The 11,554-nt window shown below is 64.9% G+C and carries 8 protein-coding genes and 5 tRNA genes; 11 read left to right on the top strand and 2 right to left on the bottom strand.

Going from position 1 to position 11,554, the window contains the following annotated elements; translation table 11 throughout:
* Positions 1–10 precede the first annotated feature (10 nt).
* Positions 11–799 carry an enoyl-ACP reductase FabI gene (fabI, locus tag K307_RS39605; RefSeq protein WP_042886496.1) on the bottom strand — a complete coding sequence of 263 codons (789 nt, stop codon included), beginning with the start codon at positions 797–799 and terminating at the stop codon, positions 11–13.
* A 211-nt stretch (positions 800–1,010) separates the two neighbouring features.
* Between fabI and K307_RS39600 the strand changes: the two genes are divergently transcribed.
* The 5 genes from K307_RS39600 to K307_RS39580 all read left to right on the top strand — a co-directional run bounded on the left by K307_RS39600 (position 1,011) and on the right by K307_RS39580 (position 7,832).
* Entirely contained in the window at positions 1,011–2,900 is a 1,890-nt protein-coding gene (locus tag K307_RS39600) for an extracellular solute-binding protein (protein WP_042886495.1), read from the top strand.
* A gap of 40 nt (positions 2,901–2,940) precedes the next feature.
* Positions 2,941–3,990: a microcin C ABC transporter permease YejB gene (locus K307_RS39595; RefSeq protein ID WP_042886494.1), complete on the top strand. Its 1,050-nt coding sequence runs from the start codon at positions 2,941–2,943 to the stop codon at positions 3,988–3,990.
* Complete coding sequence (locus K307_RS39590; RefSeq protein ID WP_042886493.1) at positions 3,987–5,123, top strand: ABC transporter permease; 1,137 nt, start codon at positions 3,987–3,989, stop codon at positions 5,121–5,123. Before K307_RS39595 ends, K307_RS39590 begins: the two co-directional genes overlap by 4 nt.
* Positions 5,124–5,152: 29 nt before the next feature.
* Positions 5,153–6,784 (top strand): ABC transporter ATP-binding protein, encoded by a 1,632-nt coding sequence (locus K307_RS39585; protein ID WP_051975494.1) that lies wholly within the window; start codon positions 5,153–5,155, stop codon positions 6,782–6,784.
* 364 nt (positions 6,785–7,148) lie between these two features.
* Complete coding sequence (locus K307_RS39580; protein ID WP_042886491.1) at positions 7,149–7,832, top strand: C40 family peptidase; 684 nt, start codon at positions 7,149–7,151, stop codon at positions 7,830–7,832.
* A gap of 70 nt (positions 7,833–7,902) precedes the next feature.
* On the opposite strand, the gene K307_RS39575 is transcribed toward K307_RS39580, so the two are convergent.
* Complete coding sequence (locus K307_RS39575; protein WP_042886490.1) at positions 7,903–8,823, bottom strand: patatin-like phospholipase family protein; 921 nt, start codon at positions 8,821–8,823, stop codon at positions 7,903–7,905.
* 245 nt (positions 8,824–9,068) lie between these two features.
* On the opposite strand from K307_RS39575, the gene gltX reads away from it, so the two are divergent.
* From gltX to K307_RS39545, 6 genes are all read left to right on the top strand, one after another.
* Positions 9,069–10,469 (top strand): glutamate--tRNA ligase, encoded by a 1,401-nt coding sequence (gltX, locus tag K307_RS39570; protein WP_042886489.1) that lies wholly within the window; start codon positions 9,069–9,071, stop codon positions 10,467–10,469.
* Between the two features lie 273 nt (positions 10,470–10,742).
* Positions 10,743–10,818 (top strand) — tRNA-Ala (locus K307_RS39565).
* Positions 10,819–10,883: 65 nt separating this feature from the next.
* Positions 10,884–10,959: transfer RNA gene (locus K307_RS39560), tRNA-Glu, on the top strand.
* 69 nt (positions 10,960–11,028) lie between these two features.
* Positions 11,029–11,105: transfer RNA gene (locus tag K307_RS39555), tRNA-Asp, on the top strand.
* Positions 11,106–11,292: 187 nt separating this feature from the next.
* Positions 11,293–11,368, top strand: a tRNA-Ala gene (locus K307_RS39550).
* Positions 11,369–11,473: 105 nt separating this feature from the next.
* A tRNA-Glu gene (locus K307_RS39545) sits at positions 11,474–11,549 on the top strand.
* The last annotated feature ends 5 nt before the right edge of the window (positions 11,550–11,554 follow it).

Below are 11,554 nucleotides of genomic sequence, written 5' to 3'. Positions count from 1 at the left end.
GCGGGCCGGCTTATTCTGCGTCCGCCACGCTCGCGCCGACCACGTTGAAGCCGCCGTCGACATAGGTGATCTCACCGGTCACGCCGCTGGCCAGGTCGGACAGCAGGAAGGCGGCCACGTTACCGACTTCTTCGATGGTCACGTTGCGGCGCAGCGGCGCGGCTTGCTCGAAGTGGCCCAGCAGCTTGCCGAAGCCCTTGATGCCCGAGGCGGCCAGGGTCTTGATCGGGCCGGCCGAGATGCCGTTGGCGCGGATGCCGCGCGGGCCCACCGACGAGGCCAGGTAGCGCACGCTGGCTTCCAGCGAGGCCTTGGCCAGGCCCATGGTGTTGTAGTTGGGGACCACGCGCTCGGCGCCCAGGTAGGTCAGCGTCAGCAGCGAGGCCTTGTCCGACAGCAGCGGCAGCGCGGCCTTGGCCAGCGCCGGGAAGCTGTAGGCGGAGATGTCATGGGCGACGCGGAAGCCTTCGCGCGACAGGCCTTCCAGGAAGTCGCCGGCGATCGCCTCGCGCGGCGCAAAGCCGATCGAGTGCACCAGCCCGTCGAACTTCTCCCAGCGCTGGCCCAGCGCGGCGAAGGTCGCGGCGATCTGCTCGTCGCTGCCGACGTCGCATTCGAATACCAGGTCGGTGCCGAATTCCTTGGCAAAGTCGCTGATCCGGTCCTTGAACCGTTCGCCGACATAGGTGAAGGCGAGCTCGGCGCCTTCGCGTTTGCACGCCGACGCGATGCCGTAGGCGATCGAGCGGTTCGAGAGCAAGCCGGTGATAAGGATCCGCTTACCTGCCAGAAATCCCATAAGTTCTCCAAGGTGGTGTATCAGGCACGCTTCCTGCGTCCGCGGTGCGGCCGTGCGCATGCCTTTGCTGTCCTGCGGCCGTTTTATTGCGCCGCGCAGAGGGAATGTCCGGATGGCTGGGGCCACCCCGGACGCATGTAAAATTGTCTCATACTTGGCCCGGCCGCAGAACGCCGGGACCCCAGAGGTCATAGTGGAGGAATCCAACGGGATGCCTATTCAAGCACGTTGGCCGCTTCAGGCGGCATGGCAGTGCTTCCGGCGGGATGCGGTACTGCGGTATTGGCTGGCGATGGTGCTGGCGGCGGGGGGCTTCCTATGTCCCGTTTCGGCAATGGCGGCGCATGGCTTTGCGCTGCACGGGGATCTGAAGTACAGCGCGGATTTCCGGCACTTCGACTACGTCAATCCGAATGCACCGGCCGGCGGCACGCTGACGCTCGCCAATCCGGACCGGCGCACCAGTTTCGACAAGTTCAACCCGTTCACGCTGAAGGGCACCTCGGCGCCCGGGCTCAATGCGCTGATGTTCGAGTCGCTGCTGGTCAGCAGCGCCGACGAGACCGCCAGTGCCTACGGCCTGCTGGCGGAGGACGTCACGGTGGCGCCGGACGAGATGTCGGTCACGTTCCGTATCCGGCCGCAAGCGCGCTTCTCCAATGGCGACCCGGTGCTCGCGTCAGACGTCAAGTATTCCTATGACATGCTGATGAGCAAGGCCTCGAGCCCCGGCTATCGCAGCATGTGCACGGACGTGAAGGACGTGGTCGTGACGGGCGAGCGCACGCTGCGCTATGACTTCAAGCAGCGCAATCGCGAGCTGCCGCTGATCGTCGGCGCGCTGCCGGTGTTCTCGAAGAAATGGACGGCCACGGTGCCGTTCGCGAAGCTGACCTTCGAGCCGCCGATTACCAGCGGTCCCTACCTGATCGAGCGTTACGACGCCGGCCGCGGCATCATCTTCAAGCGCGACCCCAACTACTGGGGCAAGGACCTGGCGGTGCGTCGAGGTACCTTCAATTTCGCGCGCGTGGTCTACCGCCTGTACAAGGACGAGACCGCCAAGCTGGAGGCCTACAAGGCGGGCGAGTTCGACGCCATCGTCGAATATCGCGCCAAGAACTGGGCCAAGAGCTACCAGGGCACGCGCTTCCGCAACGGCGAGCTGATCAAGACCGACTTCCCGCACCGCAACGGCGCGGGCATGCAGGGCTTCGTGATGAATATGCGCAAGCCGGTGTTCCAGGACGTGCGCGTGCGCCAGGCGTTGATCCTGGCGCTGGACTTCGAATGGCTGAACCGGCAACTGTTCTACGGCGCCTACAAGCGACTGGACAGCTGGTTCTCCAACAGCGAGCTGGCGGCCAGCGCCACCCTCGACGGCCGACCCGGCCCCAGCGAGCTGGCACTGCTCGAGCCGCTGCGCGCCCAGTTGCCGCCGGAGGTGTTCGGCCCGGAAGTGGTGCAACCGAGCACCGCGGCGCCGCGCTCCTTGCGCGACAACCTGCGCCTGGCGCGGCGCCTGTTGGCCCAGGCCGGCTGGACCTATGCCGACGGCGCGTTGCGCAACGCCAAGGGCGAGCCGCTGGTGTTCGAGTTCCTGGACGACGGCGGCGCCATGAGCCGCGTCATCACCACCTATGTGCGCAACCTGGAAAAGCTCGGCATCCAGGTGCACCAGCGCACCACGGACTTTGCGCTGTACCAGAAGCGGCTGGAAGACTTCGACTTCGACATGGTGTCGATCCGTTTCCCCGACTCGCAAAGCCCCGGCAACGAGCTGCGCGACCGCTTCGCTGCCGAGGCCGCCGGCACGCCCGGCTCGGACAACCTATTCGGGCTCAAGTCGCCGGCGGTCGACCAGCTGGTGGACAACGTGCTGCACGCGCATACCCGGCAGGAGCTGATCACCGCCGGGCGCGCGCTGGACCGCGTGCTGATGCATGGCCACTACATCGTGCCGAACTGGTACAGCGCGTCGCACCGGGTGTCCTACCGCAAGGAACTGGGGTACCCGGAACGGCTTCCCTATTTCTATACGGCCGAAGGCTGGATCCTGAGCCAATGGTGGCGCAAGGACGTCAAGCCGCAGGGGCGCTGACGCGCCCGGCGACCCCAAGCACAAGGAAGAGGACCGGCCGATGCTTGCCTACCTGCTCAAGCGCATTCTGCTGATGATCCCGACGCTGATCGGGGTCATCACGCTGACCTTCGTGGTGATCCAGTTCGTGCCGGGCGGCCCGGTCGAACAGATGATGATGGAACTGAAAGGGCGGGGCGGCGCCGGCGAAGCCAGCGGCGGCGGTGCCGAATACCGCGGGCGCCGCGGCGTCGATCCCGAGAAGATCAAGGAGATCCAGGCGCTGTACGGCTTCGACAAGCCGCCGCTGGAGCGCTACTTCCTGATGCTCAAGCGCTTTGCCCAGTTCGACCTGGGCCAGAGCTATTTCCAGCACCGCAGCGTGTGGGAGCTGGTCAAGTCCAAGCTGCCGGTCTCGATCAGCCTGGGTTTGTGGACCTTCTTCCTGACCTACCTGATATCGGTGCCGCTCGGCATCTCCAAGGCGATCCGGGCGGGCAGCCGTTTCGATGTGGTGACCAGCATCATCGTGCTGGTGGGCTATGCCATTCCTGGCTTCGTGCTGGGCGTGCTGCTGCTGGTGCTGTTCGGCGGGGGCACCTTCGTGCAGTGGTTCCCGCTGCGCGGCCTGACCTCGGACAACTGGGACCAGCTGTCGCTGATGGGCAAGGTGATGGACTACCTGTGGCACCTCGTGCTGCCGATTACGGCGTCGGTGGTGGGCAGCTTCGCGGTGGTCACCATGCTGACCAAGAACGCCTTCCTGGAGGAAATCCGCAAGCAGTACGTGCTGACCGCGCGCGCCAAGGGCCTGGGCGAGCGCCGTGTGCTGTGGAAGCATGTGTTCCGCAACGCGCTGATCCCGCTGGTCACCGGGTTCCCGGCGGCATTCATCGGCGCCTTCTTCACGGGCTCTCTGCTGATCGAGACGCTGTTCTCGCTGGACGGGCTGGGTTTGCTGTCGTATGAGGCGGTGCTGCGCCGCGACTATCCGGTGGTGCTGGGCACGCTCTACCTGTTCACGCTGATCGGGCTGTTCACGCGCCTGATCTCCGATGTCTGCTACGTGCTGGTGGACCCGCGCATTCATTTCGAGGGCTTGCACCGATGAAACCGTTCACGCACGCGGTGCCCAACGGCCTGCCGCACTCGCCCTCGCCGCGCCAGCGCGCCTGGCAGCGCTTCCGCCGCAACCGGCGCGGCTACTGGAGCCTGGTGATCTTCGTGATCATCTTCGTGCTGAGCCTGGGCGCCGAGGTGCTGTCCAGCAACCGGCCGCTGGTGGTGCGCTACAAGGGCGAGTATTTCTTCCCGATCGTCAAGGTCTACCCCGAGACCGCCTTCGGCGGCGATTTCCCGACGCCGGCCGACTATCTCGATCCGTTTATCCGCGATCGCATCACCACCGACGGGAACTTTGCGGTCTTCCCGCTGAACCGGTATTCGTACGACTCGCTCAACTACTTCGCCAAGGAACCAAACCCGGCGCCGCCGTCGGCCGAGAACTGGCTGGGCACCGACGACCGCGGCCGCGACATCCTCGCGCGGCTCTTGTATGGCTTTCGCGTGTCGGTGCTGTTCGGCATGGCGCTGACGGTGATCGGCGTGCTGGTCGGCACGCTGACCGGGGCGCTGATGGGCTTCTTCGGCGGGCGCTTCGACCTGTTTTCTCAGCGGGCCATCGAAATCTGGAGTTCGATGCCAGAGCTGTACCTGCTGATCATCTTTGCCTCGATCTTCGAGCCCAGCCTGGCGCTGCTGATCATCCTGCTGTCGCTGTTCGGCTGGATGGGCCTGTCCGACTACGTGCGCGCCGAGTTCTACCGCAACCGCTCGCTCGACTACGTCAAGGCCGCGCGTGCGCTGGGCCTGTCCAATGTGCAGATCATGTGGCGCCATATCCTGCCCAACAGCCTGACCCCGGTGATCACCTTCCTGCCGTTCCGCATGAGTGCCGCGATCCTGGCGCTGACCAGCCTGGACTTCCTCGGCCTGGGCGTGCCGCCCACCACGCCCAGCCTGGGCGAGCTGCTGGCGCAGGGCAAGGGCAACCTGGACGCCTGGTGGATCTCGCTGTCGACCTTCACGGTGCTGGTGGTCACGCTGATGCTGCTGACCTTCATGGGCGATGCGCTGCGCGATGCCTTCGACACCCGCCTGGGCCTGGCTGCGCTGCGCGGCCGGGTCGAACCCAAGGTCCCTGCCGGCGCGCCGACCGGGGCGGCACCGGAGGTCACGCCATGACCGCGCTGTCTCCTGTGCTCCAACCCGAGATGAGCCCGGCGACGGCGGCCCCGGCTCCTGGCTCCACGCTGATGTGTGTGGACAAGCTGTCCGTCACCTTCGGCCACGGCGAGCATGCCACGCGCGCGGTGCGCGAGGTCAGCTTCGACCTGCGCGCCGGCGAGCGCTATGCGCTGGTTGGCGAGTCCGGCTCGGGCAAGACCGTGACCGCGCTGGCGATGCTGCGGCTGGTGGAAGATGCCTACTACGATGGTGCGATCCGCTTCAAGGGCAAGAACCTGCTGGATGTATCGGACCGCGAGATGCGCGCGATCCGCGGCGCCGACATCGCGATGATCTTCCAGGAGCCGATGACCGCGCTGAACCCGCTGTATACGATCGGCAACCAGATCGTCGAGACGCTCGCGCTGCACGAAGACCTGGACCGCCGCGCCGCGCGCGAACGCGCCATCGCGCTGCTGGAGCGCACCGGCATCAGCGACGCCGCGCACCGCTTCGACAGCTTTCCACACCAGCTATCCGGCGGCCAGCGCCAGCGCGCCATGATCGCCATGGCCTTGGCCTGCCGCCCCAAGCTGCTGCTGGCGGACGAGCCGACCACGGCGCTGGACGTCACCATCCGCGCCCAGATCCTGGATCTGCTGCGCGACCTGCAGGCCGAGTTCGGCATGGCGGTCATGCTGATCACCCATGACCTCAACCTGGTGCGTGCCTTTGCCCAGCGCGTGGGCGTGATGGAGAAGGGCGTGCTGGTCGAGACCGGCGAGACCGCGCAGGTGTTCGCCGCGCCTCAGCACCCGTATACCCGCAAGCTGATCGACAGCCGCCCCAAGCGCGAGGTGCTGCCGCTGGTGCCGCTGGCACCGGTGCTGCTGGAGGCGCGCAACCTCAGCGTCAGCTACGCGCGCAAACGGCGCGGGCTGGCCGGCTGGTTCGGCAAGGACCAGTTCGCGGCGGTCAAGGACGTGGACTTCCAGTTGCGCGAGGGTGAGACCGTCGGCATCGTTGGCGAGTCCGGCTCGGGCAAGACCACGCTGGCGCATACGGTGCTGGCGCTGCAGCGCAAGAGCGGCGGCACCATCCATTTCCTCGGCCGCAGTTTCGACGACGCTACCCGCAAGGACCGTTGCCAGCTGCGTTCGCGCATGCAGGTGGTGTTCCAGGATCCGTTCGGCTCCCTGGCGCCGCGCATGACCATCGAGCAGATCGTGGGCGAGGGCCTGGCGTTGCACCAGCCCGGGCTTTCGCGCGAGGCCACGCGCCAGCGTGTGATCGAGGCGCTGCGCGAGGTCGGCATGGACCGCACCGCGCTGGGCCGCTATCCGCACGAGTTCTCGGGCGGGCAGCGCCAGCGCATCGCGATCGCGCGGGTGCTGATCCTCAAGCCCCAGATCCTGGTGCTGGACGAGCCGACCTCGGCGCTGGATGTCTCGATCCAGCAGCAGGTGCTGGCGCTGCTGTCGCAGTTGCAGCACAAGTACAACCTCAGCTACCTGTTTATCAGCCACGACCTCGCCGTGATCCGTGCGATGGCGCACCGCGTGCTCGTGATGAAGGCAGGGGAGGTGGTCGAGGCGGGCGAAACCGAGGCGGTGCTCGGTGCGCCGCAGCATCCGTATACCCGCAAGCTGATGGCCGCGGCGCAGGTCGGGGCGGCCTGATCATGGGTACTGCGCAACAACGTCGCAGGCCCGTTCGGATAGCACCGTTTGATATGCGCAATCCAATAAACAAGATGCGAAATTCGGCCTATATCGTTGATTCGCAAGCCAAATCCGTGGAATTTGTAACGGACTTTGACATGTGAATGACAACCCTTTACCATCCCGCGAGAACTAGTTTTGGGGGTGGTCTGTCCGACGCATTGAATCGTGCGAGGCACGTTTCTGGTGCGGTTGCCAGCGAAATGCCTGGCGCGGATGTTGCGTAGGTTCGCTCCCGGAAGTTCACACGAATTTCACAGATAGCCCTAGCCGCCCCGGTCTTGTGCCGGGGCTTGCTTTGGAACGATCAACGGGAGAACCAATGCAGCGATCGGTACTTCATTCCCTGGCGCGCGCCGCCGTGGGGATTGCCATTGCCTGCGGTGCGACTGTGTCGAATGGAGTGCTGGCGGACACGGTATTCAAGGATGCCGACGCCCGTATCGATGCCACGGCCCCGGCCGCGGACTCGCATACGGAAGGCAAGCGCGGCTTGCTGTCGTCGGTGGTGAATTCCACCAGCAACGTTGCCAGCAAGGCTGGCGACCTGGTCATGAATGCGCTGGGCCTGATCGGCGTGCGTTACCGCTTCGGCGGCAACAGCCCCGAATCCGGCCTGGACTGCAGCGGCTTTGTCCGCTACGTGTTCCATGACACCTTCGGCTTCATGCTGCCGCGCCGCTCTGTCGAAATCAGCCGTGTCGGCACCAACGTCGCGGCGACCGACCTGCGTCCGGGCGACCTGGTGTTCTTCAACACCATGCGCCAGACCTTCTCGCATGTCGGCATCTATATCGGCGACAACAAGTTCGTGCATGCCCCGTCCACGGGCAGCAAGATCCGTGTCGACGACATGCGTGCGGCGTACTGGGTGACGCGCTACAACGGCGCCCGCCGTATCGACGACAAGGAAGGCGGCAGCCGCAGCGAAAGCTTGGGCGACATGGTCGAGACGCTCAAGCGCTACGATCCCAAGGCCAGCCGCGCCACGCTGTACGGCGGCTGAGCTTTCGGTACGTCCCAAACAAAAAGGACTGCTGCGGCAGTCCTTTTTGCTTTCCGCAGGCAACGCGAGCCTATTGTGCGGCGACGGTGCCCGCCGGCTGCAGCCGCGCCTGTTCCAGCTTCTGGCGCAGCGTAGCCATCACCGCCGAGACGGCCTGTTCGCCGGCCAGCACCGCGCGGTTGCGGGCGTTGAAGTCGCTGCCGCCCATGTCGGGCAGTTCGGGGCGGATCACCACGTCGGCGCGCGCCAGTGCCATCTTGTTGATCGACTGGCCCATGATCGCCGTGGTCTGCAGCAGCACGCCGCTCTGGCCGGCATTCTTCTGCGCCGACGGATCGGCCGAGATATTGACCGCGATAACGAAGTCCGCGCCCATGCTGCGTGCGGAATCCACCGGTACCGGCTCGACCAGGCCGCCATCGACATAGTCGTGCTCCTGGATCGATACCGGCTGGAACACGCCCGGCACGCTGCTCGAGGCGCGCACCGCCTGCCCGGTATTGCCGCGGCGGAACAGGATTTTCTCGCCGGTCTTCAGGTCGGTGGCGACGATGCCCAGCGGCAGCTTCATCGCTTCGATCGGTCGGTTCTGCACCAGCCGGTTCACGTAGTTCTGCAGCGCCTCGCCCTTGAGCCAGCCACCGAAGCGGGTGCCGAAGGGCAGGGCCCAGTCGGCGATGGCCGCTTCGTCCATGGTCAGCGCCAGCTTGTTCAGCTTGAAGCCGTCCAGGCCGCTGGCGTACAGCGCGGCGACCACCGCGCCGGCGCTGGTGCCGGTTACCAGGTCGGCATGGATGCCCTGGGCTTCGAGCGCCTTGATCACGCCGATATGCGCAAAGCCGCGCGCGGCGCCGCCGCCGAGTGCGAGGCCGATCTTGACCGGGCGAGGCGTGGGCGGGGTGGCTGCTACCGGCGGCGCCGGGCGCGGGCCGAACGAGCACCCCGCCAGCAGGGCGGCCGCGGATATGCCGAGGAAATGACGTCGTTGCATGAAGCGGTATCAGGAACCAGGTGGGACCGGCATGCGGTGGCATGTGATGCGGGCGCGGCTCACGCGCGCCTGACTTCGCGTTTCTTCGCGGCAGGCACGATCTCAGACCGGCGCAAGCATAAATGATTCCGCGCGCGCCCGGCACGGCGGGGCGGGGAGGGGGAACCGCATTGGTATAATGCAAAGCCTGCACATACCAGCCCGCGCGCCGCTGAGCGCGGGCTTTCTTGTTTCTGCCCCTGACCATGACCCAACGCGTCCGCACCCGCTTTGCGCCGAGCCCGACCGGTTTCATCCACCTCGGCAATATCCGCTCCGCGCTCTACCCCTGGGCCTTCGCCCGCCGCATGAAGGGCGACTTCATCCTGCGCATCGAAGACACCGACGTCGAGCGTTCGTCGCAGGAAGCGGTCGACGTGATCCTCGAGAGCATGGCCTGGCTGGAGATGGATATCGATGAGGGCCCCTTCTACCAGATGCAGCGCATGGACCGCTATCGCGAAGTGGTCGCGCAGATGGTCGAGGCCGGCCTGGCCTACCGCTGCTACATGAGCACGGCAGAGCTGGACGCACTGCGCGAAGCCCAGCGCGAGCGTGGCGAGAAGCCGCGCTACAACGGCTTCTGGCGCCCCGAGCCGGGCAAGGTCCTGCCCGAGCCGCCGGCCGGCGTCGATCCGGTGATCCGCTTCAAGAATCCGATCGGCGGCAGCGTGGTGTGGGATGACGCGGTCAAGGGCCGCATCGAGATCTCAAACGACGAGCTCGATGACCTGGTGATCGCGCGCCCGGACGGTACGCCCACGTACAACTTCTGCGTGGTGGTGGACGACCTCGACATGAAGATCACCCACGTGATCCGCGGCGACGACCACGTCAACAACACCCCGCGCCAGATCAACATCATCCGCGCGCTCGGCGGCACGCCGCCGGTCTACGCCCACCTGCCGACCGTGCTCAACGAGCAGGGCGAGAAGATGAGCAAGCGCCACGGCGCCATGGCCGTGACGGGCTACCGCGACGAGGGCTACCTGCCGGAAGCCGTGCTGAACTACCTGGCGCGCCTGGGCTGGGCCCACGGCGATGCCGAGATCTTCTCGCGCGAGCAGTTTATCGAGTGGTTCGACCTGGAGCACCTGGGCAAGTCGCCCGCCCAGTACAACCCCGAGAAGCTGGCCTGGCTGAATAACCACTACATCAAGGTCGGCGACAACCAGCGCCTGGCCACGCTGACGCAGTCGTTTATCGAGGCGCTCGGCGGCAAGGTGGAAGGGGCGGACCTGGTCGGCGTGGTGGCGCTGGTGAAGGACCGTGCCAATACGCTGAAGGAAGTCGCGCAGGCCGCGCTGCTGTTCTATCGCGGCGAGCCGCAGCCTGACGCCGCCCTCAAGGCCGAGCACCTGACGCCGGAGATCCAGCCTGCGCTGGCGGCACTGGCCAGCCAGCTCGCCGCGCTGCCCGAGTGGAAGCGCGAGGCTATCAACGCCACTTTCAAGGCCGTGCTGGCCGAGTTTGGCCTGAAGATGCCCAAGCTTGCGATGCCGGTGCGCCTGCTGGTGGCGGGGCAGTTGCAGACCCCGAGCATCGACGCCGTGCTGGAACTGTTCGGCCGCGACACGGTGCTGCGCCGCCTGGCCGCCGCCGCGTAAAAAATCGTGCAAAAGTCCGCGCCGGGGGCTTGCGCTCCGGGCCGGTCTTGCGCATAATCTCGTTCTCCCTGCAGCGCGGTCCCTGACCAAGCGGGCTGGCGGATCCGCAACGATCCTCGCGAATCGCCGAGCAGCTTTAATGTGAAGAGATAGCGAAAAAAGTCAAAACGGGAGCTTGCAAAGATTAGTGGTTCATATATAATCTTGGCTTCGCTTGAAACGGTAGTTAAATCAGGCGAAAACAAAGCAAGTTGCAGTAAATGGCAGTACCATGGGGCTATAGCTCAGCTGGGAGAGCGCTTGCATGGCATGCAAGAGGTCAGCGGTTCGATCCCGCTTAGCTCCACCAAGATTTCGGAGTCATCTAGGTTGTTTCGGGTGACCCAGACGGAACGTGTTGAAAAACAAGTTTCTGTCCCCTTCGTCTAGAGGCCTAGGACATCACCCTTTCACGGTGAGTACAGGGGTTCGAATCCCCTAGGGGACGCCAAAACAGCCGGGCGTAATCAGACGTCCAGCATGTCGTCTCAAGCGTTTGCTTGAAGCGGCAGCCGACTAAGGAGTGGTAGTTCAGTCGGTTAGAATACCGGCCTGTCACGCCGGGGGTCGCGGGTTCGAGTCCCGTCCACTCCGCCAAAACTAAACCCGCATGGTTAATCGCCATGCGGGTTTTTCTTTTAGGGTGAGGGATTATGTCGTTAATCGCCGTGGAAGCAATGAAAAGTGTTGCATTCGTTGCGAAAATCGCTATATAATTCTGTCTTCGCTGCAAATGCTGCTCTTGGCAGCAGCGCGGTGAAGGTGTTCCGGTAGTACCGGATACGGGGCTATAGCTCAGCTGGGAGAGCGCTTGCATGGCATGCAAGAGGTCAGCGGTTCGATCCCGCTTAGCTCCACCAAGGATTCGGGAAGCATCGAAAAGAAGCTTCCCAGGCGCGAAAAAGCCTGCTAAAATGGCGGACTTTCCAGCGCAAGACAGAAAACGCGTTGAAAAACAAGTTTCTGTCCCCTTCGTCTAGAGGCCTAGGACATCACCCTTTCACGGTGAGTACAGGGGTTCGAATCCCCTAGGGGACGCCAAAACA

The organism is Cupriavidus necator A5-1 (genome assembly GCF_000744095.1).
In the GTDB taxonomy this organism is placed as follows: Bacteria; Pseudomonadota; Gammaproteobacteria; order Burkholderiales; family Burkholderiaceae; genus Cupriavidus; species Cupriavidus necator_A.
The sequence above is the reverse complement of the archived record's forward strand: the minus strand, read 5'-3'. Positions and strand labels throughout refer to the sequence as shown.

Bases quoted from the DNA above. Each gene is read 5' to 3' on its own strand.
- fabI (WP_042886496.1), bottom strand. From the start codon at position 799: ATGGGATTTCTGGCAGGTAAGCGGATCCTTATCACCGGCTTGCTCTCG.
- K307_RS39600 (WP_042886495.1), top strand. From the start codon at position 1,011: ATGCCTATTCAAGCACGTTGGCCGCTTCAGGCGGCATGGCAGTGCTTC.
- K307_RS39595 (WP_042886494.1), top strand. From the start codon at position 2,941: ATGCTTGCCTACCTGCTCAAGCGCATTCTGCTGATGATCCCGACGCTG.
- K307_RS39590 (WP_042886493.1), top strand. From the start codon at position 3,987: ATGAAACCGTTCACGCACGCGGTGCCCAACGGCCTGCCGCACTCGCCC.
- K307_RS39585 (WP_051975494.1), top strand. From the start codon at position 5,153: ATGAGCCCGGCGACGGCGGCCCCGGCTCCTGGCTCCACGCTGATGTGT.
- K307_RS39580 (WP_042886491.1), top strand. From the start codon at position 7,149: ATGCAGCGATCGGTACTTCATTCCCTGGCGCGCGCCGCCGTGGGGATT.
- K307_RS39575 (WP_042886490.1), bottom strand. From the start codon at position 8,823: ATGCAACGACGTCATTTCCTCGGCATATCCGCGGCCGCCCTGCTGGCG.
- gltX (WP_042886489.1), top strand. From the start codon at position 9,069: ATGACCCAACGCGTCCGCACCCGCTTTGCGCCGAGCCCGACCGGTTTC.